Origin of the sequence: Gordonia amicalis (assembly GCF_022059885.1) — a bacterium.
GTDB classification, from domain to species: Bacteria; Actinomycetota; Actinomycetes; order Mycobacteriales; family Mycobacteriaceae; genus Gordonia; species Gordonia amicalis.
Genome location: NZ_CP091855.1, coordinates 2595363 through 2616913 on the forward strand (window position 1 = coordinate 2595363; position 21551 = coordinate 2616913).

Below are 21551 nucleotides of genomic sequence, written 5' to 3' on the forward strand. Positions count from 1 at the left end.
CAGATGTTCAGCAGTATCGGATGGGGCGAGATCGCGATCCTGGTCGTGGCCGCCCTGGTCATCCTCGGGCCCGAACGACTCCCGGGCGCGGTGTCCTGGTCGATGCAGTCGCTCCGCAAGGTCCGCGACTATGCGACCGGTGCGACCAACCAGCTCAAGGACGAACTCGGTCCGGAGTTCGAGGATCTGCGCAAACCTCTCGCGGACCTGAACGAGCTGCGGGGGATGACGCCGCGTTCGATCGTCACCAAGCATCTTCTCGACGGCGACGACTCGCTGTTCCGCCTGGGGGAGGACGCCACCACCGTCGATCGCAGCACCACCCCGGCGCCACCGATCAAGCCGGTGTCGGCGCCGATGTCGCTCGACAAGAACACCGACACCCCGGCACAGCCGTCGCCCGACAGTGCACCGGCAGAGCGTCGTACAGGTGGCCGTCCCGCCGTCACCGACTGGGACGCGACCTGATCGGAACTCCTCAGGAGTGGCGGACGGTGTCGAGCCCGAGGCTCATCCCGGCCAGTCCGCGCTTGCGGACGGCGAGCTTCGCGGCGATCGACCGCAGCGCTGAGCCGGCGGGGGAGTCGGGGGCCGACAAGACCACCGGAACACCCGCGTCGCCGCCCTCGCGCAGTGCGGTCTCCAACGGGACCTGACCCAAGAGCTCCACGGGTGCGCCCACCGCACGGGTGAGGCGTTCGGCGACCTGCTCGCCACCACCCGAGCCGAACGGCTCCATGCGGGTGCCGTCGGGGAGCTCGAGCCAGGACATGTTCTCCACGACGCCCAGGATCTTCTGGCGGGTCTGGAGCGCGATCGCACCGGCGCGCTCGGCGACCTCGGCGGCGGCCTGCTGCGGTGTGGTGACCACGAGGATCTCCGCACCCGGGATCAGCTGCGCGATGGAGATCGCGACATCGCCGGTGCCCGGGGGCAGGTCGAGGAGCAGGACGTCGAGGTCGCCCCAGTAGACGTCGGCGAGGAACTGCTGCAGCGCGCGGTGCAGCATGGGTCCGCGCCAGGTGACCGGGGTGTTGCCTTCGGTGAACTGGCCGATCGAGATGAATCGCACGTTGTGGCTGATCGGCGGCATGATCATCCGCTCCACCTGGGTGGGCTTGGCGTCACTGCCGAGCATCCGGGGGACGGAATGGCCGTAGATGTCGGCGTCGAGGACACCCACGCTGAGTCCGCGCTCGGCCAGTGCGGCCGCGAGGTTGACCGTGACGCTGGACTTTCCGACGCCACCCTTACCGGATGCGACGGCGTAGACGCGGGTCAGGGACCCGGGCTGGGCGAAGGGGATGACCGGCTCGGCCTTGTCCCCGCGCAGCTTCTTGCGCAACTCGGTGCGCTGCTCGTCGTCCATCACGTCGAGTTCGACGCGCACCGCACCGACTCCGGCGACATCGGCGACGGCGGTCTCCACCCGCTGGACGATCTCGGTGCGCAGGGGACACCCCGACGTCGTCAGATACACCGCGACGTCGACGCTGGCATCGTCGTTGACGGTGACCGACTTGACCATCCCGATGTCGGTGATGGGCTTGCCGATCTCCGGATCCTTGACCTTGCCCAGGGCGGCGCGAACTGCCGATTCCGTGGGCGCGACTCCTGTTGTCATCTGGTCCAGCCTACCGGCGCCGCCGACGGACCACGGTGGTGGTCCCGGCAGGCGGTCGTGCGGTGCCGGATCAGCGAACGGGCACCGGTGTCGTCGCCGGTCCCGACCGGTTCTCCGGCGGGGCCTTCTTGGTCACCGGAGCCTGCTTCTTGGGCGGCGGCGGGGGCACCTGTCCGGGCAGGGTGATCGTCGGCAGGCACACGATGAAACAGTTCTGCGGCGGCGGTGCGGGCCTGCGTACCGACGGCGACGAGGACGACGGACCCGACGGCGGCGTGGAGGACGAGGAGGAACTCGACTTGCTCTTGCTCGACGAACTCGACGCCTTGCGTTTCGCCTCCGGGATCGGGTTGGTCGGCATGACGCCGGTGGCGTAGGCGCCGGCCCAGCCGAGTACGTTCGCGACGTACTCCATCGAGCGGTTGTACCGGAGCACCGCCGCGACGCGGGTGCCCTCGCTCATGATGTCGCTGACCCCGGCGCACAGGTAGCGTCCCGCAGAGTAGGTGGCGTCGAAGATGTTGTTGGGGTCGGACTTGCCGTCGCCGTTGGCATCGGAGCCCCAGGACGCCCAGGTGCTGGGGATGAACTGCATCGGTCCCATGGCCCGGTCGTGCCCGGGGTCGCCGTCGATGCGTCCACCGTCGGTGTCCTTGATGACCGCGTTGCCGGCCAGGGAACCGTCGAGCACGGGCCCGGCGATCGGGTTGATGGTGGTGCCGTACTGGTCGACCGAACCGTTGCTCGCATGATTGGACTCGATGCGGCCGATGCCGGCGAGCAGGAACCAGGGCAGCTTGCACTGTGGACTCTCGGCGCCGACCCGGTTCGCGGCGAGCTTGTAGGCCTGCAGGACCACGCCGGGGATGCCGAGAGGACCGGAGGGGAGATCGTTCGCGAGTCGGAACTGCGGCGCGGGAAGCGCGGCGGCTGGCTTCTCCGGCGGCGGTGCGAAACCGAGGAGCGTCACGGGCGAACCCGGCACGACATCTGCGACGACGACCGGGGCCTCGGGTTCGGGGGTCGCTGCGGCGAGCACGCCGTGCGCGCTCGATGACGCCGTGCCCAGCACCATCGTGCCGACGAGTGCGCCACCGACGACGATCGTCGCGGCTCGCCGCGGGAAGTGCAGGGGACGCTGCGGCCCACGACGGCGGCGCACCAGGTTCAGCGGGCTCATCGGCCACCGCCCCGGCGGTCCGCCCGCACCGATTTCTCGATCACATCTACTCCGTTGTCACAACACCACACGTCTGCCCCCCGAGGACGCAGTGATTGCCCGCTCCGGCCGCACGGCCTGGAGCCGAGAGCGGATGTGTCCGGCCGGGTCTGGCGTCGTGACCGACACCGGGATCCGGCCGAACTGTGACCCACCATACATATTGGGTCTGATGACCCAATGGCGAACTCCGCATTTACTCGTCGTCACTCACTTCGTCGCTGCGACGCGAGAAGTTACGGCGGCAAACCCATGGGAGAGAAGTTACTGGAGTGACGTCACGGAGTGGTGTCGGGCGGTGCCGGCACCTCCTGGAGACGTGGTCCGCTCAGCGGGACTTCTCGACGCCGTCCGCGTCGTCCGAGGCTTGGTCGCGTGCACCGAACCGTTCGGTCAGCTCGTCGAGTAGCTCGTCGAGTTCTTTGCGCAGGTAGTCGCGCGTCACCGTGTCGCCGACGGCCAGGCGGACGGCGGCCAGCTCACGCGCGAGGAACTCGGTGTCGGCCTTGGTCTGCGCCGACCGCATCCGATCCTCCTCGAGCGCCACGCGGTCCCGGTTCTCCTGACGATTCTGGGCCAGCAGGATCAGCGGCGCGGCGTAGGCCGCCTGCGTGGAGAACGCGAGGTTGAGCAGGATGAACGGATACGGGTCCCACCGGATCGTCACCGCGACCAGGTTCAGCGCGATCCACACCACCACGATGACGGTCTGGATCAGCAGGTACCGGCCCGTGCCCAGGAACCGGGCGACACGTTCGCTGTACATCCCGACGATGTCGGAATCGAGATTGAACGAGATGGTGCGCCGGGTGCTGGGGATGTCGAGTTTGCGACCGCCCCGCTCGCTCATCGGATCCTCACCTGCGCGCCGACGCCGGTCGGCTTGTCGACGTCCTCGGGTTCGGTCTCACGCCAGTCGCGCGGCAGGATCTCGTCGAGGAGGTCGTCGACGCTGACGGCGCCGAGCAGGTGGCCGGCCTCGTCGACCACCGGGCCGCAGACGAGGTTGTAGGTCGCGAAATAGCGCGTCATCGTCTCCAGTGAGTCTTCCGGGTGCAATTGCGCGAGGTCGGTGTCGAGGATTCCGCCGACCAGGTGGGCCGGCGGCTCGCGCAGCAGGGCCTGCAGGTGCACACAGCCGAGATACTTGCCCGTCGGCGTCGCGGTCGGGGGACGGACGACGAACACGATGCTCGCCGAAGCGGGGGTGAGATCGGGGTTGCGGACGCGTGCGAGTGCCTCGGCGATCGTCGTCGACGCGGTGACGATGATCGGCTCGGAGGTCATCACACCACCGGCGGTGTCGGGGGAGTGCAGCAGCAGTCGACGGACCGGTTCGGATTCCTCCGGGTCCATCTCCTCGAGCAGCGCCTCGGCCTCGGTGGCGGGGAGCTCGCCGAGGAGGTCGGCCGCGTCGTCGGGATCCATCTCCTCGAGAATGGTGACGGCCCGATCGCGACCCAGGGCGGTGAGCATCGCCGTCTGATCGTCGGGTGGCAGCTCCTGGAGCACGTCGGCGAGCCGCTCGTCCTCGAGCGCCGAGGCGATCTCACCACGTCGTTTGGCCGGCAGCTCCCGGAGCGCGTTCGCCACGTCGGCCGGGCGCATCCCCTCGAACTGCATCAGCGCCTGGGCGACGCCCTGGCCGGGCAGGTCGAGGGCGGACTGGGTGATGCCCTGGACGCTGGACCATTCCACGACGTGGGTCTCGTGACGCCGGCGCAGACCGCGTCGGCCCGCGCGGATGGCGACCCGCGAGACGACCCAGTCCCGGGTGCGGGTGCGTTCGATGCCGAGATCGACCACCGTCACGTCGGCGTCGGCGAGTTCGGGCAGGTCCGGGTCGGTGACCCGGACCCGGGTGTCGAGGATCTGGCCGATCGCCAGGGCCTCGCCGGGGCGAAGATGCAGTTTCCGCAGGCTCACCGTGCCGGTGTTGAGGGTCACCGCCTGCGGTTCGATGCCGGTGACGCGCAGCATGGGAACGAAAATCCTTCGGCGGGTGGTCAATTCGACCGCGAGGCCGAGTGCGCGTGGTTGTTGACCCGACAATCGGATCGAGATCACCACGTCGCGGACCCTCCCGATGGATTCACCATCGGGACCAAGGACGGCCAACCCGACTAATCTGGCCACGAACACCTTGCTCACCGACGACATGGGAGTAAGGGTAGTGCCATCGGTTCGGCCAACGCCGTCGGTGAGCGCGGAACAGCAGACTCGACTTCACAGGGAGGTCCCGAAATGACGAATCCCATGCGCCCGGGTCGGGAGACGCCGGGCCTGCCGACGCCGCCCAAGGGGTGGCCGATCGGCTCCTACAGCACCTACGCCGAGGCGCAGCGGGCGGTGGACTATCTGTCCGACGAGAACTTCTCCGTCGAGGACGTCACGATTGTGGGCGTCGACCTCATGCAGGTCGAACGTGTCATCGGACGCCTGACGTGGGGCAAGGTGATCGGCGGAGGTCTGGTCTCGGGGGCCTGGCTCGGCCTCTTCTTCGGCATCCTGGTCTCACTCGTCTTCACCGGTTCGCCCCTGGGGCCGATCCTGGTCGGTCTCGTCGGCGGCATGGTCTTCGGTGTGATCTCGGCGACGATTCCGTATGCTGCGACACGCGGCCAGCGCGACTTCGCGTCGACCATGCAGCTCGTCGCCGGCCGTTACGACGTCCTCTGCGATCCCAAAAGCGCAGAGAAAGCCCGCGACATGCTCGCGCGCCTGACGATGTGAGGTCTCGACCGTCGGCGGACACGGGGCGATCACAATCGGCGACGGAGTGGCACGCCCATGCCGAATGTGTTGCATGTCACGAATCGTGACGTATAGCGTTGCACCTCGGACGCTCACGGCGGAGCACCTCGGGTACTCCGCCGCGTACGACATCGAGGAGGCTGCGTGCGGAGCAGGGTCAGCAGGTATCGAACCACAAGTCGCGTAAGGCGAAAGGTCCTCGCGGCGGCGGTCGCCGCGGCCGCGGCGCTCCCCGTGCTGTCGGCGTGCGGCTCGGGATATGAAGCGGGCGTACTGAATTTCTATCCACCCGCCGACGGTGCCGACACCTTCGCCGCGATCGGCGACAAGTGTTCCGCCGAATCCAACGGTGAGTACAAGGTCGTCACGACGCCCCTGCCGAAGGGTGCCGACGATCAGCGGCTGCAGTTGGCGCGCCGCCTGGCCGGCAACGATTCCGGGCTCGACCTCATGGGCATGGACGTGGTGTGGACCGCTGAGTTCGCCGACGCGGGCTGGATGGTCCCGGTGCCCGACGCGATGGCCGCGGAGGTGTCCGCGCGGACCCTCGGCGGTCCGCTCGACACCGCGGTGTGGAAGACGGATGAGGATGAGCGCGAACGCCTCTACGCCATCCCGTTCTCCACCAACACCCAGTTGCTCTGGTACCGCAAGGATGTGCTGAAGGACAAGGTCGACCGCCGTCGTCCCGCCTCGACGTGGGACGGGATACTCGAGGATGCACTGGTCAGCGGCCGCAACGGCGGACCGACCTACATCATGGTGCAGGGCAGGCAATATGAGGGCCTGATGGTCTGGTTCAACTCGGTACTCGTCAGTGCCGGCGGCCAGGTCGTCGACCCCGAGAACCCCGACAAGGTCACGCTCAACGACACTCCGGAGCATCGCGCGGCCACGGTCCGCGCCCTCCGGACACTCAAGGCGGTGGCCACCGCACCGGGCGCCGACCCGTCGCTGACCAACTCCGACGAGGGTGCCGCCCGCCTGGGCATGGAGAGCGGTGAGGCGCTCTATGAGGTCAACTGGCCCTTCGTGTTCCCCGGCATGCGCGAGAACGCCGTCGCGGGATCCGTCCCGTTCCTGGACCTGACGAAGTACGCCGACCTGTACGCCGACAGCGAGAATCCGCCGTCCGACCGGGATGTGCTCCCGCTCAACCGGGAGATGCAGAAGGTCTTCGACTTCGCCCCGTACCCGGGCTTCGAGGGCCTGCCCACCAAGACGACCCTCGGTGGGATCAACATCGCCGTCGCCAGCACCTCCGAGCAGCCGGACCTGGCCTTCCGGGCGGCCGAGTGCATCACGAGCGAGGCGTCGCAGAAGGACTTCTCGCTCAACGCGGGTCCGCCCCCGGTGATCGAATCCATCTACGACGACGCAGATTTCCGCCTCGCCTATCCGATGGCGCGGGAGATCAAGCGTCAGCTCGAACCCGACCATGCTGCGATTCGTCCGAAGTCTCCTGACTACCAGGCGATCTCGACGCTGCTGCAGGCGAAGCTGAGTCCGGTCGGGGCGTGGGATCCGGAAACACTGGTGGACGAACTCGCCGAGGCCGTCCAGAAGGCAATCGACGGGGAAGGGTTGGTTCCGTGACCGATCACAACACACCCGGCGGGAACACTCCGGGCGGGCGCGCACCGAACGAGGACGACTCCGCCGACGAGTCCGCGTTCCGCCCCGGCCGCCATGCGCTGCCCGACGATGCGCCCGCCCAGACCGGCCCGATCCCCATCGTGGGGGACAGCCCGCCCGTGCACTCCGACGAGTTGTGGAAGGCGCCACCGGGAGGACGCCACGAGGTTCCACCCGGTTCGGCCCGGGTCGGTTCGGCGCCCGCGAACCCGGTCGGGTCGAATCCCGGATCCGTCGGCGTGGCACGGTCATCGGCAGCCGCCACCGCGGTGGCCGAACGACCCCGCGAAGAAGCCGCACCGAAGCCCCGCAAGCGCAGTGAGGGCAAGACGGCCGAGCGGCGGCTGGCCTTCTGGCTCATCGCGCCCGCCGCGCTGATGATGCTGCTGGTGACCGGATATCCGATCATCTACGCGGTCTGGCTCTCGCTGAACAAGATGAGCCTGTCCGCGCCCGGAGAGCGGGAGTTCGTGTGGTTCTCGAACTACGCGACGGTGCTGACCGACAACTACTGGTGGACGGCCTTCGGCGTCACGGTGGGTATCACGGTCGTGTCGGTGCTCATCGAGCTCGTCCTCGGCATGGCCATCGCACTGGTCATGCACCGCACCATCTTCGGACGCGGCACGATCCGCACCGTCGTCCTGATCCCGTACGGCATCGTGACCGTGGCCGCGGCGTTCTCGTGGTACTACGCGTGGACGCCCGGCACCGGCTATCTGGCGAACCTGCTGCCCGACGGCAGTGCGCCGCTCACCGAACAGTGGCCGTCGCTGGCGATCATCGTCCTCGCCGAGGTCTGGAAGACCACCCCGTTCATGGCGCTGCTGTTGCTGGCGGGCCTGGCGCTGGTGCCCGACGACCTGCTGAAGGCCGCCCAGGTCGACGGTGCCGGTGCGTGGACGCGACTGTGGCGCATCATCCTTCCGCTGATGAAGCCGGCCATCCTCGTCGCGCTGCTGTTCCGCACCCTCGACGCGTTCCGCGTGTTCGACAACATCTACGTTCTCACCAGCGGGTCCAACAACACCTACTCGGTGTCGATGCTGGGCTATGACAACCTGTTCGGCGCGTTCAACCTGGGCGTCGGATCGGCGATCTCGATCCTGATCTTCATCTGCGTGGCGATCATCGCGTTCGTGTTCATCAAGGGGTTCGGCACCGCCGCACCGGGTTCCGACGACGAGGGGAGGTAATCCGGTGAATTCGAGCGGAAAGTCCAAGGCGTGGTGGACGATCGCCAACATCCTGGTGATCCTGTACGCACTCATCCCGCTGCTGTGGATCATCAGCCTGTCGTTCAAGCCGGCGTCGAGCGTGACCGACGGGAAGTTCATCCCGGCCGAGTTCACCCTCGACAACTACAAGTCGATCTTCGAGACCAGTGCCTTCACCTCGGCGCTGATCAACTCGATCGGCGTCGGTCTGATCACCACGCTGATCGCGGTGATCCTGGGCACGATGGCCGCCTACGCCGTGGCGCGACTGGAGTTCCCCGGCAAGAAGGTCCTCATCGGGGCCGCGCTGCTGATCGCGATGTTCCCGCAGATCTCGCTGGTGACACCGCTGTTCAACATCGAGCGGCGTCTGGGTCTGTTCGACACCTGGCCGGGCCTGATCCTGCCGTACATCACCTTCGCGTTGCCGCTGGCGATCTACACACTGTCGGCCTTCTTCCGCGAGATCCCCTGGGAACTCGAGAAAGCGGCCAAGATGGACGGCGCCACCCCGTGGCAGGCCTTCCGCAAGGTGATCGCGCCGCTGGCCGCGCCGGGTGTGGTGACCGCGGCGATCCTGGTGTTCATCTTCGCCTGGAACGACCTGCTTCTCGCCCTGTCGCTGACCTCGACCGAACGGGCGATCACCGCACCGGTGGCCATCGCGAACTTCACCGGCAGCTCTCAGTTCGAGGAGCCGACCGGTTCGATCTCGGCCGCCGCGGTCGTCATCACCATCCCCATCATCATCTTCGTGCTGTTCTTCCAACGTCGAATCGTGGCCGGTCTGACTTCCGGCGCCGTGAAGGGATAACCCATGGCAGACATCGTTCTGGACAAGGTCACCAAGAAGTACCCGGACGGCTCCACCGCGGTCGACGGGGTCGACATCGAGATCGCCGACGGCGAGTTCGTGATCCTCGTCGGCCCGTCGGGCTGCGGAAAGTCGACGACGCTGAACATGATCGCGGGCCTCGAGGACATCACCTCGGGTGAGCTGCGGATCGGCGGGGAGCGCGTCAACGAGCGCGCACCCAAGGACCGCGACATCGCGATGGTGTTCCAGAGCTACGCGCTCTACCCGCACATGTCGGTGCGCGACAACATCGCCTTCCCGCTGACCCTGCAGAAACTGCCGAAGGATCAGATCGCCGCCAAGGTCGACGAGGCCGCGCGCATCCTCGATCTCGGTCAGTACCTCGACCGCAAGCCGGCCAACCTGTCCGGCGGCCAGCGCCAGCGCGTCGCGATGGGCCGCGCGATCGTGCGCTCGCCCAAGGCATTCCTCATGGACGAGCCGCTGTCGAACCTCGACGCCAAGCTGCGCGTGCAGATGCGGACGGAGATCGCCCAGCTGCAGCAGCGCCTGGGAACCACCACCGTGTACGTGACGCACGACCAGACCGAGGCCATGACCCTCGGCGATCGTGTGGTCGTCCTGCGCGGCGGGCACGTCCAGCAGATCGGTACGCCCCAGGAGCTCTACAACAACCCGACCAACGTGTTCGTCGCCGGGTTCATCGGTTCGCCGGCCATGAACTTCCTGTCCGGCCGCCTCGGCACGGACGGCATCGAGACCGCGATCGGCACGATCGCCCTCGACGATCACCGCGCCGTGGTGTCGCGTGCAGGTGACGTCGGAAGCAGCGGTGAGGTTCTCATCGGCATCCGCCCCGAGCACCTCGAGGACGCGTCACTGGTCGACGACACCACGCGTCGGCATGGTGCGACGTTCACCGCGAACATCGAAGTCCTGGAATCGATGGGCTCGGACATCTACGCCTACTTCGGCATCGGCGACGGATCGACCCGGGCGTCGAGCGACGCGCTCGCCGAGCTGTCCGCCGACTCCGGCGCCGACCTCGGGGGCAGTCAGCTCATCGCCCGCCTGTCGCCGGATTCGAAGGTCCGCCGTGGTTCGACCGCCGAGCTGTTCTACGACGCCTCGAAGGTGGCGGTGTTCGATCAGAGCTCGGGAGAGTCGCTGCGCCGCCACTGAACCCGGTCCTCGACTCGTTGCGCGACCACTACCGCCGTCTCTGGTGGGAGTGGTCGCGCAGTTCGTCGAACACCTTCTCGTCCCAGATGTGCCTGCGCACCAGCCGATAACGTTCGCAGGCCACCCACATGTACAGTTCGGCGTCGCTGGTCAGGTCGTCGCGGAGGCCGGCCCGGCGGGCCATGCGGACGACGGGCAGGAACTCCTCGCCGAACCAGCGCCGGGCGACCTCGGTGCGACTCAGGAACTCACCGATCTCCTGAGAGAGCCGAAAACCCCACGCCTCCACGCTCTCCGCGAGTTCGGCGTAGTCGAACGGGTCGGTCAGGGTGATGGCCTCGGCCTGCGCACCCTCGAGCGGCACCCGCGACAGGAACAGCCGCCGGTGATCCTTGAGGATCAGGTCCGACGGTGCGTTGATGCCCTCCGGTGAGATTCGTGTGTGGATCTCGGTCACATAGGCGTCGACGGTGGTCAGGTTGCGGGCGATGGCGATCGACACACGGTGATGGCCGTCGATGACGAAGTGCATCGAACCGACCCGGTAGAGCTGAACCGGCGGCACCGACTCGCCGCGGCGTTGCGCGGCGGCGATCCGCTGCCACCGTTCCCGCAGCCGCGACGAGGTGGGGCGGAAGTAGCGGTCGAAATCCTTGGTGCGGTCGACGCTTCCGACGATCGAGGACACCTCGACGACCTGGAGTCCGAGTACGGTCTTGCCCGTGGCCCCGAGCGCCGCGACGACCTCGTCGAACGGCAGGATGGTGTTGACGTCCGCCGGCTGACGCATGAACCACTGTGCGAGACGGGCACGTTCGGCCTGGCGGCGCAGCCGGGCGAAGTCGTTGCCGGCGTCGGCGTCGGGGAATCCGGTGTCACGCGCCATGTCTGCGTCTCACGATCTCGACGTTCCGGCTCGCCGGATCGATGTCGAACTGGCAGAAGCCCACGACGTTCATCGACGTCGTCGTCTCGCCGATCGGCAGATCGCGCGGCCTGTTGCCGTAGGGATGGACGTGCCCGTGCACCAGCAGCGTCGGGCGCAACGCATGCACGAGCGGGTGGAAACAGTCGAAACCCTGATGCGGGGTGTCGTCGCCGTCGCCGACCCCGCGCGCCGGGCTGTGGGTGAGCAGGATGTCGGTGCCGCCCCGACCCGGACCGACGGGCTTCGACAGAACGTTTCCGCAGCGCAGACGCATTGACCGGAGTCGTTGCTGGGTGTCGGTGTACTGGTTTGAGCCGCCGTTGTATCGCCGGCTTCCGCCGAGACCGCTGATCCGCAGTCCGGCGACCGTCACCGTCCGACCGTCGGCGTTGATCCCGCCGCGCGGACCGGGATCCACGGTGGGGAGACCCGCACGGGTCCACCCGGTGCGTCCGCGGTGGTAGCCGCGGAGTTCACGGTCGTGGTTGCCGGGGACGTAGACACAGGGTGCGTCGCACAGCGAGGCGAGGATCTCGAGATAGTCGAACGGGAGGTCGCCCGCGCCGAGGATGAGGTCGGGACGCCCCTCGATCCCGATGCCGAAGGTGAGAGAGTCCACCACCTCGTCGGCGACCGCCAGAACCCGGACCATTGCTCCAGGCTAGACGAGGGCTCAAATCGGTCACAGTCTTCTCGGTAGCCTGACGGACGTGACTGAAGCGGTGACCGAACTCGTCGGGCGACATCTCAGGGAACGGCTGGGCGCCGAACCACAACGAGCGTCGGTGACGTTCCTCGGTGTGGAGCCGATCGACGTCCTGCGGTTCGTGCTCGGCGACTCCGCCCCCGGTGAGCTGGTGTACGTCACGTCGGGGTGTGCACGCCACCCGATGACCGATCCGACCGACCTCCACGCCGACCCGGTGCGGGGGCCGCGGGCCGAACTGGTGGTACGCATGCGGGCGGGTTCGCCGCTCCCCGGTCTGCACAGGCGCTTGGCGACGCTGGCGGCCGCACCCGCCGTCGAGGGGCTGATCCTCGACGCCGACGCCCTCGTCGACCTGGGCGAACCGCTCTGGGACGGCGCGACCTGCACCGCGGTGTTGCTGTCCGACGACGAACTCGGCGAGGTCGAGTTGCCCGCCCCCATGGATCCCGTCCGTCTGTTGCGGGCGGTGCCGATCACGGCGAACGAGGCGGCCTGGGTGCGACTGAAGGGGGCTGACGCTTTGCGCGACGCCTGGCAGGAGGCCGGCATCGATGTCGCCGAACCGAATCGCGCCTCGGCCACACCCGGCTGAGGTTTCGTGCGGCTCGCCGGCGGGAACGATGCACTGGTGACGCTGACATCCGCATCGCCCGCATCGCCGCGAGCCACGGTCGCCGACTCCGCGGTCGGCGAGGTCTATCTGCCCCAGCAGGACACCGAACTGCTCATCGACCTGGTGCACTCCCTGGGTGTGGACGGCAAACGCGTCCTCGACCTGTGTACCGGCAGCGGTGCGATCGCCATCGCAGCCGCTCGTCGGGGCGCCGCCGAGGTCACCGCCGTCGACGCTTCCGCCGACGCGGTCGCGTATGCGCGTCGGTCCGCGAGATCGGCGGGGGTGTCCATCACCGTCGAACACGGCGACCTGACCCGCCACGTGGGGCACTACGATGTCGTGACCTGCAATCCCCCCTACGTCCCGACGCCACCGGTCTCCGACCCCCGGTATCACCCGGCCGGCCCCTCGCATGCCTGGGACGCGGGCCTCGACGGTCGGGCCGTGCTGGATCTGCTGTGCGCACATGTCCCGACGCTGGTTCGTCCCGGAGGGGCGTTCCTCCTGGTGCACTCCGAGTTCGCCGATGAGGAAGCGTCGCTGCGCACTCTGCGTGCCGGGGGATTGACCGCCGAGGTCGTCGCCGAGAGGTTCATCCCGTTCGGTCCGGTCATGACCGCCCGCGCCGAGTGGCTCGAGGAACGCGGACTGCTCGATCGAGGGTGTCGCGTCGAGCGGCTGGTCGGGATCGCGGCCGTCGCACCGTCATGACGGTCGGAGGAGATGTCACAGTGACCAGCAGCGGAGACGATGCGACGGACAAGCGCCGCACCGCGGTGCGGGTGGTACGTGGCGGACCGGTGCTCGTGGAGGGCCCGGTCGACATCGAACTCCCAGACGGTTGCCATGTGCAGTCGGACCGCTTCATGGTCGCCATCTGCGCGTGCGGTCGTAGCAAGAACTACCCGCTGTGCGACACCAGCCACCGCAAGCGCCGCCGGCGCTCGGCCGACTAGCTCCGACGCCGAACCCCTCAGATCCCGGGGAAGGCGCTCTCGCCGCGTTCCCACGCGCCCATGACATGCGCGTCGAGCGCATCCTCCACGAACAGGAAGGCGCGGATACCGAAGATCACATCGGCCTCGGCGCCGGGATCAGAACGGACCAGGTCGCCGACGACGTCGGTGCGCAGGATCTGCTCATGAACCGCGTCGGCCTCGACGTGTTCGCGGTAGAAGTGTCGGCACGCCTCGGGGGCATCGAGACGCTCGAGCCCGGCCAGGAGCCGCTGAGACCCGGGCGGTGAGGTGATCTCGGTGGCCGCGAGGTGGCCGACCGCGGCGCCGCGGTACCGGCGGTGCAGACCGAACAGCGACATGAGGTTCACCGGTGTCAGCGCGACGCCGGGGACGGTGTCGAGATAGCCGAGATAGTCGGCGGACAGATCGGCCGCACGGAGCAGGTCGGCGAAGAGTTCCTGATGGACCGCGTTGCCGCGACCGCCGCCGAACTCGTCGAATTCGACTGCCACGAAAGCGGCCTTGGCATGTCCGCGCAGGCGCGGGATCGCCCAGGCGTGCGGGTCGGCCTCTTTCAGGTGATACAGCGACCGCAACGCGAACAGTTGGCGATATTGCTCCCAGGTGCCGTTGTCGCGGAGGTGGTACGACGCGCCGTCGCCGTCGGGATTCTCGATGCAGAGTTCATCCATCTCGGCCTGCGCGGTCTCACCCTCGGCCGCGGCCGGGACATCGCGGTGGAGTGCGTCGAGGAATCGTCGTTCGAGTTCGGCGCGCAACGACAGCAGCGCCGGCTGCCACTCCCACGTGACATCGGCGTCGGCGAATCCGACGTAGTGCATCTCATAGCAGAGGTAGAGCGCGAGCTGCAGGTCGTCGCCGTAGGGGTCCGGGTCGTGCAGTGCTGCGGTGACGTCGACGGTCGGTGTCGTATCGGGATCGCTGCGCAGCAGGTCGATCACCGCCTGGGACAGGGGACCGCGTGCCTGTGGCAGCGTCGGGATGCGAAAGACCCCGACCGTGGTCGGATCCGCAGCGATCGCCTGAGCTGACACCAGCACTCCTCACTCCTCTGGTCCGCGACGCCGGGCGCGGACGCGGATCGTTCCCCGGGTATCCGGGGGCGGCCTGGCCCAAACCTGCCATGCCGGTGACCGTCATCCCAGAATAGGCCGCCGCTACCCGGATCTGACCGCGCTGAGCAGGGCGTCGTCGAGTGAAGCGCGCACCAGGGCGGCGGCGAGGACCTCGGGCCTGCCGCCGGCGAGGTCGGCGAGCCGCCCGGGGTCGCCGGGAAGACCGAGGTCCTTGGCGGCGTCGAGGGCCCGTCGGTCGAAACGCGGTGCGACCCAGCCCCACACGGACTGCACTTCGCGCAGGAAGATCTCGGCGCCGACCGGACCTATGCCGGTGAACTCCTGCAGCAGTTTCGCGGCCTTGTCCGGGTCGGAGTCGGCCTTCTCGGCGAGTTCGCGGAGATCGCCGTGATAGTCGTCGAGCACCTTCCGGCCGGCCTCCCCGAGCCGGGTGGCGGTGCTCTCGTCGTAGCGCTTGTAGTGTCCCCGGCCCAGGGCGTCGACGAGGCTCTGCCACGACGCCCGGGCCATCTTCTCCGGGGTCCGGTACCCGGACGAGAACAGTTCGCGAGCTGCGGCGACCGCGATCTCGGCGGAGATCCGCGTGCTCAGCAGGAGGGACAGGACGAGCAGCTCGAACAGTGGCGACGGGGTGTCCTTCAGCGTGATCCCCGCGTCGTCGGCGTAGGTGCGGCCGGCTCGCTCGAGCAGGGCCTGCACGGTGTCGTCGGTGTCGGTATCGCTCATGGTCTTGCGACTACCCGAGGTGGCGATCGGGCAATCACCTCATAGCCAGTGGCTGCGCCGGAAGACCACGAACAGCAAACCGCACACCGCCACCAACACGCCGAGGACAAGCGGATAACCCCACGGCTGATGCAGTTCGGGCATGTGGTCGAAGTTCATGCCGTAGATCCCGGCGACCATCGTCGGAACCGCGGCGATCGCAACCCAAGCGGAGATCTTGCGCATGTCGGTGGTCTGCTGGATGCCCACCTTCGCGGCGCCGGCCTGCAGCAGGGAGTTCAGCAGATCGTCGTATTCAAGCACCCGGTCGATGACGGTGGTGAGATGGTCGTCGACGTCGCGGAGGTGCCGGCGAACCTCCTTGGGCACCAGCGGGTTTCCGCCGGCGGTCAACATCCGCAATGGTTCGGACAGCGGGGTGACGGCGCGTCGGAGTTCGAGGACCTCGCGCCGCAGCAGATAGACCGGGTCGATGTCGAGCCAGCGATTCTGCCGGCTGAACACCGACTCCTCGATCGCCACGATGTCGACGTCCATGCGTTCGGTCACGGCGAGATAGCTATCGACGACCTTGTCGGCCACGGCGTGCAGCACGGCGGTCGGGCCGAGCGCGAGCCGTTCGGGGCGGCTCTCGAGATTCCGCCGCATCCCCGACAGTTCGGTGTGCTCGCCGTGCCGCACCGTGAGGACGAAGTCGGGTCCGGCGAAGACCATGATCTCGCCGGTCTCCACGACCTCGCTGGCCTTCGCCATCGACTCGTGTTCGACGTACTGCACGGTCCGCAGCACCAGGAACTGCGTGTCGTCGTAGACCTCGAGTTTCGGCCGCTGGTGCGCGTGCACGGCGTCCTCGACGACGAGCTCGTGCAGACCGAAGGTCGTGCCCACATCGGCCATCTGGGAGTCGTCGGGGGAATGCAACCCGACCCACACGAAGCCCTCACCCGATTCACGAACCTGAGCCAGTGCGTCGCGGTAACCGATGCGACCCGGCCGGCGGTGGCCGTCGACATAGACCGCGCAGTCGACGACCGCGCGTGCCGCGGGTACCGGGATCTTCCTCGGCGAGGCGTGTGCGTCCCGACGCGGCGGGAGGCCACGCGGACCGGATTTGGGGATCGTCGCCACGTCTGCCGATGGTACGCGCGGGGATTGCCTCGTTCCCGCCTATGGGATCTCGGCCGTGCCGCCGAGGGCGTCTGAACCGGGAGGCGCACAGCAGATACGGTGGCACCGTGCGTAAACGTCTCGTCCGCAAGCGTCTCGTGGTGGTCACCGGGCTGATCGTGGCACTGGCCGTCGTCCTCGCCGGGTGCGGGGACGAAGCCGCGTCGCCACCGCGGGGCATCGTGATCGGCTCGTCGGACGACGCGGCCATGCGGGTGATGGCCGAGGTGTACGCGGGTGCACTGCGCAACGCGGGTTCCGTCGTGTCCGCCGACCGGCTTCGCGGTGACGACGCGACGCTGCTCGACGAGATGGATCGCGCCGACCTGGACCTCTTCCCGGCCTTCACCGGGGACCTGCTGACGATGCTCGCCCCGTCGTCGACCGCGGTCGGCGCCGAGGACGTCTACGTGGAGCTGAACCGATCACTGCCGCAAGGTGTTTCGGTGGGCGACGAGACGCCGGTCTCCGGCGCACCGCAGATCTTCGTGTCGACGGCCCTCGCCGGCAGCGTGGGCGCCACCGGCCTCGACGACTGCGCACTGCTACCGGCCGGACTCCCGGTCGTCGCCACCTCCGACCCCGATCCGGCGACGCTCAACGCGTTCACCTCGGCCGGGTGCCGACTCGGACCCGTGGAAACGGTCGACACCACCGATCAGGTCCTGCGGCGCGCAGCCGACGGCAACGCGGTCGGTCTCCTCACGCCTCTCGACATCGCCGGGGAGGACGCCGAGGGCGCATCGTCCGACGTCCAGGCACTACGCAACTCGGAAGGCGGCGGCGACACCCCCGACAACGCGCCGGACGGGGGCGAGGCGAGTACCGAGCGCGAGCCCGCCGCCGAACAGACCGGACCGCGCGCCGAGGTGCTCGTGCCCGTGTTCCGGTCGGCCGCACTCAACCGCGATCAGGTCAAGACCATGAACAAGGTCGCCGGCGAGATCACCACCGCCGACCTCGCCACGATGTCGGGCGAGGTCGAGACCGGCAGCGATCCGCGGGACGTCGCGCTCGAGTGGCTGGCCGAACACGGCCTGTAGCTGCTCAGTCCGCCTTCGAGAGCGCCCAGCCGGTGACCTTCGCCGAGACCCACTGGTACTTCGATGCGACGATGCGCACCGCGAGATCGAGGATCTTCGCATCGGCTCCGACGAGGATGCGCGCCTTGTTCTTCCGCACGCCCTCGATGATCACGTCGGCGGCGTCCGCACTCGACATGCGCGCGAGGTAACGGTCGAAGAAGGCGGCGGTCGCCTTCTGGTCGTGGTCGCCGGAGACGGTGGCGTTGCGGGCGATCGCGGTCTTGATTCCGCCCGGGTGCACACAGCTCACCTGGACCGGGTGCTTGGCGATGATCATCTCCTGGCGCAGGGCCTCGGTGAAGCCGCGGACGGCGAACTTCGCCGAGTTGTACGCGGCCTGACCGGGTTCGGCGAGGAGGCCGAACAGCGACGAGGTGTTGACGATGTGGCCGTCGCCGGAGGCGATGAGGTACGGCAGGAACGCCTTGGTGCCGTTGACGACTCCCCAGTAGTCGACATCCATGACGCGCTCGATGTCCTTGAACTCGGTGCGTTCGATCTCGCCGTGATGTGCGATGCCGGCGTTGTTGAAGACCACGTTGACCACGCCGAAACGGTCCTTGACGGTGTCGGCGTAGGTCAGCACGGCCTCCCGCTCGGCGACGTTGAGCAGCTGCGAATGCACTTCTGCTCCGGCCGCTTTCACGAGACGCTCGGTTTCGGCCAGGCCGTCGGGCGTGACGTCGGAGATGGCGAGGCGTGCACCCTGCCGGGCGAGTTTGACCGCGATGTCGCGGCCCATGCCCGAACCGGCGCCGGTGATGACCACGACCTTGTCGCGAAAGTCCTTCATGAGTTGTCTCCTCGAGATGGTGTCGAAGTGGCGGGGGGTCGAACGCTCAGGCGTTGACGGCCGCCGGCTGGTCGGTCTTCGACTCGTCGCCGTGGTCCGGGGTGGAGGTCGCCGGGCGTCGTGCGCCGCGGGTGACATCGTATGCGGCGATGTCGAACCGGCGGGTCGTGTTGCGGAAGGCGAAGGTGAATCCGGGCCACAGCGTGGTGATGTTGCCGTTGGCGTCCTTGTACCAGGAGGCGCAGCCGCCGTTGACCCACACGCTGTTGCGCAGCTTGTGCTGGATGCCCGCGTTGAACTCCTGCTGTGCGGACAGCTTCACCTCGGTGCGGGTGATCCCCTGCGACCGAACGGTTTTGAGGTAGTCGACGAGGTAATTCAGCTGCGACTCGATCATGTACACCATCGAGGTGTGGCCGAGGCCGGTCGACGGCCCGACCATCAGCATCATGTTCGGGAAACCGTGGACGAACGAGCCCTTGTAGCCCTGCATGCCGATCTCGGCCCAGACGTCGGCCAGGCTGCGCTGGTCCTTGCCGACGATCTTGTCGAAGACGGGGGAGTCGGTGACGTGGAATCCGGTGGCGACGACGATGACGTCGACCTCGCGGGTCGTCCCGTCCTTGGCGACGACCCCGGTGGGGGTGATGCGCTCGATCCCGTCGGTGATGAGGTCGACGTTGGGGCGGGCGAGGGCGGGATACCAGTCGTTGGACCGCAGGATGCGCTTGCATCCCACCTGGAAGGTGGGGGTGGCCTTACGGCGCAGCTCGGCGTCGCGACCGATGCCCCGCGCGATGTTGGCGCGGCAGAGCAGTTCGACGGGCTTGAGCGCGGTGGGGGAGTAGGTCAGGCCGAAGGCGATGACCTCGTTGGCGGCATAGATCCCGCCGCGGACGGCCGACTGGTAGCCCGGGACGTTCTTGTACGCCCAGTGCTCGAGCTTGGTGTACGCGCGTTCGGTACGGGGGACGATCCACGGTGCGGTGCGCTGGTAGACGTCGAGGCGCGAGGTCACCTTGGCCAGCTCCGGGACCAGCTGGATGGCCGAGGCGCCGGTGCCGATGACCGCGACGCGCTGTCCGGTGAAGTCGTGGTCGTTGTCCCAGCGGGCCGAGTGGACGATCTTGCCCTCGAAGGATTCGATGCCCTCGATGTCGGGGAGGTTCGGCTCGCAGAGCGGTCCGACGCCGCCGATGAGGACGCGGGCGCGGACCTGTTCGGTGGTGCCGTCGCGCTCGGTGTCGATGATCCAGCGTCCCTCGTCCTCGTTCCACGCGGCGTTGGTGACCTCGGTGCCGAAGCGTGACCGGGCCGCGATGTCGTGACGAGCCGCGACATCGTTGATGTACGCATGGATCTCCGGCTGGTGCGAGTACGACCGCGACCAGGTCGGGTTCTTCGCGAACGAGTAGGAGTACAGCTGCGACGGCACGTCGCAAGCGGCGCCGGGGTAGGTGTTGTCGCGCCAGGTGCCGCCGAAGTCGCGGCCTCGATCGAGGAGCACGAAGTCGTCGAATCCGTGCTGCCTCATCCGGATGGCGGCACCCAGCCCCGAGAAGCCGGCCCCGATGATGGCGATCTCTACATCGTTCGTTGTCATGGTGCCACCATAGGGGTGATACTGAACACGTGTCAATAGTTATTGAACAAGCCTCAATAGGGGTAGTCTGACCGGGTGACCAGTAGAGGAACGGCTGCCACGCCGGTGATCGAGGACAAGCCGACCGCGTCCAAGCGCACCCGGATGAGTCCCGAGGCCCGTCGCGATCAGCTCCTCGAGTTCGGTCTGGAGATGGTCCGGGATCGACCCCTCGACGAGATCACCATCGACGCCATCGCCGACGCGGCCGGGGTGTCGCGGGCGCTGCTGTTCCACTATTTCGCGTCCAAGCAGGACTATCACGTCGCGATCGCCCAGGCGCAGGCCGACCGGATGCTGGCCTGCACCGAACCGGACGAATCCCTCGGCGACCCGATCGCCATCCTGACCGCATCCATGGCGGCCTTCGTGGACTTCGTCAGCGAGAACCGTTCGGCGTACACAGCTCTCATCCGCGGGGCGTCGAGCTCGGACCCCGCGATGCGCGACGTCTTCGACCGCACCCGGGAGGTCATGGTCGGCCGCGTTCTCGATCACGCGCCGGCTTTCGGTGTGGAGGTCACCCCGACGGTGGTGCTGAGCGTCCACGGCTGGGTCGCCTTCGTCGAGGAGACGACGATCCGCTGGCTGACCTCGCCCACGGTCACCCGTGAGCAGCTCCTCGGCCTGATCACCGCGGCGCTGCCGGCGCTCGCCGCTGCGGGCGAACAAGCCACCGGGGCCACCGGGTAGCAACGTGTCAGGCGGCCGGGCCGCCGGCCGGGTTGACGGTTCCCGTCGCGGGCCGCACATCGCGGTTGCGTAGGAGGAGGCCGACCGCGATCATCCCGACCCCGAGAACGAAGTGCAGCCAGTTGTCGGCGGTGTTCACCGGGACGAAGTTGGCGCCGCTGTCCTGGTCGATGACCAGACCGTAGACCCAGAGCACGAGGTAGATGGCACCGCCGGCAACCAGATAGAGGAACGCGGTGGCCACCGTGCGGGCCAGGAGTATCCCCGCCACGCCGAACAACAGGTGGACGATGTTGTGCAGGATCGACACCTGGAAGATGCCGAGCAGAGCGGCCTCGGAATGATGACCCGCGAACGTCAGCGTGTCGTAGTCCGTGGTGATACCCGGGATGAAGCCCAGGATTCCGACGAGCAGGAAGACCGCGCCGACGACGAGCGCCGCGGTCCGGATGGGTGAACGAGTGACCCGGGCATTCGTGGATGACATGAGAATCGACCTCCGAGGATTTCTGCGGATGCCGCGGCACGGTCTCGACCACGCTCTGATCTGTGTAGCCGGTAATAACCCTCACGATCGGTTCCAAACCTGCGGTTGTGCACACGCCCGGATACTGTCGGTCCCGGGATTGTTCACCGTTGTGAACGGTCGCCTGCCGACCCCCGATGTCGGGAGGTGGCCCATCCACGA

Annotated in this window: 23 protein-coding genes; 11 read left to right on the plus strand and 12 right to left on the minus strand. The window is 67.8% G+C overall.

All coding sequences use genetic code 11. The annotated features are described in order from the left end of the window. Nucleotides 1-3 precede the first annotated feature (3 nt). The gene (gene tatB, locus IHQ52_RS12020; RefSeq protein ID WP_006437243.1) at nucleotides 4-468 is read left to right on the plus strand and encodes a Sec-independent protein translocase protein TatB; all 465 of its coding nucleotides are present in this window, start codon (nucleotides 4-6) and stop codon (nucleotides 466-468) included. A gap of 10 nt (nucleotides 469-478) precedes the next feature. On the opposite strand, the gene IHQ52_RS12025 is transcribed toward tatB, so the two are convergent. From IHQ52_RS12025 to IHQ52_RS12040, 4 genes are all read right to left on the minus strand, one after another. After that, nucleotides 479-1624, minus strand: a complete 1146-nt coding sequence (locus IHQ52_RS12025; RefSeq protein ID WP_006437244.1) for an Mrp/NBP35 family ATP-binding protein — start codon at nucleotides 1622-1624, stop codon at nucleotides 479-481. A gap of 70 nt (nucleotides 1625-1694) precedes the next feature. Further along, nucleotides 1695-2804, minus strand: coding sequence for a lytic transglycosylase domain-containing protein (locus IHQ52_RS12030; protein ID WP_006437245.1), 1110 nt, complete (start codon nucleotides 2802-2804; stop codon nucleotides 1695-1697). Between the two features lie 367 nt (nucleotides 2805-3171). Next, nucleotides 3172-3693 carry a DUF1003 domain-containing protein gene (locus tag IHQ52_RS12035; protein WP_006437246.1) on the minus strand — a complete coding sequence of 174 codons (522 nt, stop codon included), beginning with the start codon at nucleotides 3691-3693 and terminating at the stop codon, nucleotides 3172-3174. Further along, the gene (locus IHQ52_RS12040; protein WP_006437247.1) at nucleotides 3690-5003 is read right to left on the minus strand and encodes a magnesium transporter MgtE N-terminal domain-containing protein; all 1314 of its coding nucleotides are present in this window, start codon (nucleotides 5001-5003) and stop codon (nucleotides 3690-3692) included. Before IHQ52_RS12040 ends, IHQ52_RS12035 begins: the two co-directional genes overlap by 4 nt. Nucleotides 5004-5087: 84 nt before the next feature. Between IHQ52_RS12040 and IHQ52_RS12045 the strand changes: the two genes are divergently transcribed. The 5 genes from IHQ52_RS12045 (at nucleotide 5088) to IHQ52_RS12065 (ending at nucleotide 10448) form a co-directional block, all read left to right on the plus strand. Beyond that, a complete protein-coding gene (locus IHQ52_RS12045; protein WP_006437248.1) occupies nucleotides 5088-5576 on the plus strand; it encodes a YflT domain-containing protein in 489 nt (162 codons plus the stop codon). 255 nt (nucleotides 5577-5831) lie between these two features. Continuing rightward, nucleotides 5832-7193, plus strand: coding sequence for an extracellular solute-binding protein (locus IHQ52_RS12050; RefSeq protein WP_096273807.1), 1362 nt, complete (start codon nucleotides 5832-5834; stop codon nucleotides 7191-7193). Next, nucleotides 7190-8428: a sugar ABC transporter permease gene (locus IHQ52_RS12055; RefSeq protein ID WP_081598251.1), complete on the plus strand. Its 1239-nt coding sequence runs from the start codon at nucleotides 7190-7192 to the stop codon at nucleotides 8426-8428. The genes IHQ52_RS12050 and IHQ52_RS12055 overlap by 4 nt, the downstream gene beginning before the upstream one ends. A gap of 4 nt (nucleotides 8429-8432) precedes the next feature. Continuing rightward, nucleotides 8433-9263 (plus strand): carbohydrate ABC transporter permease, encoded by an 831-nt coding sequence (locus IHQ52_RS12060; protein WP_006437251.1) that lies wholly within the window; start codon nucleotides 8433-8435, stop codon nucleotides 9261-9263. A gap of 3 nt (nucleotides 9264-9266) precedes the next feature. Next, the gene (locus tag IHQ52_RS12065; RefSeq protein WP_006437252.1) at nucleotides 9267-10448 is read left to right on the plus strand and encodes an ABC transporter ATP-binding protein; all 1182 of its coding nucleotides are present in this window, start codon (nucleotides 9267-9269) and stop codon (nucleotides 10446-10448) included. A gap of 28 nt (nucleotides 10449-10476) precedes the next feature. Here IHQ52_RS12065 and IHQ52_RS12070 read toward each other — a convergent pair whose 3' ends face one another. After that, the gene (locus tag IHQ52_RS12070) at nucleotides 10477-11334 is read right to left on the minus strand and encodes a hypothetical protein (RefSeq protein ID WP_006437253.1); all 858 of its coding nucleotides are present in this window, start codon (nucleotides 11332-11334) and stop codon (nucleotides 10477-10479) included. Then, nucleotides 11324-12028, minus strand: coding sequence for a metallophosphoesterase family protein (locus tag IHQ52_RS12075; protein WP_006437254.1), 705 nt, complete (start codon nucleotides 12026-12028; stop codon nucleotides 11324-11326). Before IHQ52_RS12075 ends, IHQ52_RS12070 begins: the two co-directional genes overlap by 11 nt. A 58-nt stretch (nucleotides 12029-12086) precedes the next feature. On the opposite strand from IHQ52_RS12075, the gene IHQ52_RS12080 reads away from it, so the two are divergent. The 3 genes from IHQ52_RS12080 to IHQ52_RS12090 are packed head-to-tail and all read left to right on the plus strand — an operon-like array spanning nucleotide 12087 to nucleotide 13657. Next, a complete protein-coding gene (locus IHQ52_RS12080) occupies nucleotides 12087-12677 on the plus strand; it encodes a suppressor of fused domain protein (RefSeq protein WP_006437255.1) in 591 nt (196 codons plus the stop codon). 36 nt (nucleotides 12678-12713) lie between these two features. Then, nucleotides 12714-13412 carry a HemK2/MTQ2 family protein methyltransferase gene (locus IHQ52_RS12085; protein WP_040004864.1) on the plus strand — a complete coding sequence of 233 codons (699 nt, stop codon included), beginning with the start codon at nucleotides 12714-12716 and terminating at the stop codon, nucleotides 13410-13412. After that, nucleotides 13409-13657, plus strand: a complete 249-nt coding sequence (locus IHQ52_RS12090; RefSeq protein WP_210738349.1) for a CDGSH iron-sulfur domain-containing protein — start codon at nucleotides 13409-13411, stop codon at nucleotides 13655-13657. The genes IHQ52_RS12085 and IHQ52_RS12090 overlap by 4 nt, the downstream gene beginning before the upstream one ends. Nucleotides 13658-13674: 17 nt before the next feature. Here the strand turns inward: IHQ52_RS12090 and IHQ52_RS12095 are convergent, their stop codons facing one another. The 3 genes from IHQ52_RS12095 to IHQ52_RS12105 form a co-directional block, all read right to left on the minus strand. Then, the gene (locus tag IHQ52_RS12095) at nucleotides 13675-14721 is read right to left on the minus strand and encodes an iron-containing redox enzyme family protein (protein WP_006437258.1); all 1047 of its coding nucleotides are present in this window, start codon (nucleotides 14719-14721) and stop codon (nucleotides 13675-13677) included. A gap of 117 nt (nucleotides 14722-14838) precedes the next feature. Beyond that, a complete protein-coding gene (locus tag IHQ52_RS12100; RefSeq protein WP_006437259.1) occupies nucleotides 14839-15483 on the minus strand; it encodes an HhH-GDP family DNA glycosylase in 645 nt (214 codons plus the stop codon). A gap of 39 nt (nucleotides 15484-15522) precedes the next feature. Then, nucleotides 15523-16611 carry a magnesium and cobalt transport protein CorA gene (locus tag IHQ52_RS12105; protein ID WP_006437260.1) on the minus strand — a complete coding sequence of 363 codons (1089 nt, stop codon included), beginning with the start codon at nucleotides 16609-16611 and terminating at the stop codon, nucleotides 15523-15525. Nucleotides 16612-16718: 107 nt separating this feature from the next. Between IHQ52_RS12105 and IHQ52_RS12110 the strand changes: the two genes are divergently transcribed. After that, nucleotides 16719-17693: a type 2 periplasmic-binding domain-containing protein gene (locus IHQ52_RS12110; RefSeq protein WP_006437261.1), complete on the plus strand. Its 975-nt coding sequence runs from the start codon at nucleotides 16719-16721 to the stop codon at nucleotides 17691-17693. 4 nt (nucleotides 17694-17697) lie between these two features. Here IHQ52_RS12110 and IHQ52_RS12115 read toward each other — a convergent pair whose 3' ends face one another. Further along, nucleotides 17698-18528 (minus strand): SDR family NAD(P)-dependent oxidoreductase, encoded by an 831-nt coding sequence (locus IHQ52_RS12115; RefSeq protein WP_006437262.1) that lies wholly within the window; start codon nucleotides 18526-18528, stop codon nucleotides 17698-17700. Between the two features lie 46 nt (nucleotides 18529-18574). Beyond that, nucleotides 18575-20131 carry a flavin-containing monooxygenase gene (locus tag IHQ52_RS12120; protein ID WP_006437263.1) on the minus strand — a complete coding sequence of 519 codons (1557 nt, stop codon included), beginning with the start codon at nucleotides 20129-20131 and terminating at the stop codon, nucleotides 18575-18577. Nucleotides 20132-20206: 75 nt separating this feature from the next. On the opposite strand from IHQ52_RS12120, the gene IHQ52_RS12125 reads away from it, so the two are divergent. Then, nucleotides 20207-20863 carry a TetR/AcrR family transcriptional regulator gene (locus IHQ52_RS12125; RefSeq protein WP_040004858.1) on the plus strand — a complete coding sequence of 219 codons (657 nt, stop codon included), beginning with the start codon at nucleotides 20207-20209 and terminating at the stop codon, nucleotides 20861-20863. 7 nt (nucleotides 20864-20870) lie between these two features. On the opposite strand, the gene IHQ52_RS12130 is transcribed toward IHQ52_RS12125, so the two are convergent. Then, complete coding sequence (locus IHQ52_RS12130) at nucleotides 20871-21350, minus strand: DUF4383 domain-containing protein (protein WP_006437265.1); 480 nt, start codon at nucleotides 21348-21350, stop codon at nucleotides 20871-20873. Nucleotides 21351-21551 lie beyond the last annotated feature (201 nt).

Coding starts and splice junctions, on each gene's coding strand:
- tatB (WP_006437243.1), top strand. CDS start 4: ATGTTCAGCAGTATCGGATGGGGCGAGATCGCGATCCTGGTCGTGGCC.
- IHQ52_RS12025 (WP_006437244.1), bottom strand. CDS start 1,624: ATGACAACAGGAGTCGCGCCCACGGAATCGGCAGTTCGCGCCGCCCTG.
- IHQ52_RS12030 (WP_006437245.1), bottom strand. CDS start 2,804: ATGAGCCCGCTGAACCTGGTGCGCCGCCGTCGTGGGCCGCAGCGTCCC.
- IHQ52_RS12035 (WP_006437246.1), bottom strand. CDS start 3,693: ATGAGCGAGCGGGGCGGTCGCAAACTCGACATCCCCAGCACCCGGCGC.
- IHQ52_RS12040 (WP_006437247.1), bottom strand. CDS start 5,003: ATGTCGTCGGTGAGCAAGGTGTTCGTGGCCAGATTAGTCGGGTTGGCC.
- IHQ52_RS12045 (WP_006437248.1), top strand. CDS start 5,088: ATGACGAATCCCATGCGCCCGGGTCGGGAGACGCCGGGCCTGCCGACG.
- IHQ52_RS12065 (WP_006437252.1), top strand. CDS start 9,267: ATGGCAGACATCGTTCTGGACAAGGTCACCAAGAAGTACCCGGACGGC.
- IHQ52_RS12070 (WP_006437253.1), bottom strand. CDS start 11,334: ATGGCGCGTGACACCGGATTCCCCGACGCCGACGCCGGCAACGACTTC.
- IHQ52_RS12075 (WP_006437254.1), bottom strand. CDS start 12,028: ATGGTCCGGGTTCTGGCGGTCGCCGACGAGGTGGTGGACTCTCTCACC.
- IHQ52_RS12090 (WP_210738349.1), top strand. CDS start 13,409: ATGACGGTCGGAGGAGATGTCACAGTGACCAGCAGCGGAGACGATGCG.
- IHQ52_RS12100 (WP_006437259.1), bottom strand. CDS start 15,483: ATGAGCGATACCGACACCGACGACACCGTGCAGGCCCTGCTCGAGCGA.
- IHQ52_RS12115 (WP_006437262.1), bottom strand. CDS start 18,528: ATGAAGGACTTTCGCGACAAGGTCGTGGTCATCACCGGCGCCGGTTCG.
- IHQ52_RS12120 (WP_006437263.1), bottom strand. CDS start 20,131: ATGACAACGAACGATGTAGAGATCGCCATCATCGGGGCCGGCTTCTCG.
- IHQ52_RS12130 (WP_006437265.1), bottom strand. CDS start 21,350: ATGTCATCCACGAATGCCCGGGTCACTCGTTCACCCATCCGGACCGCG.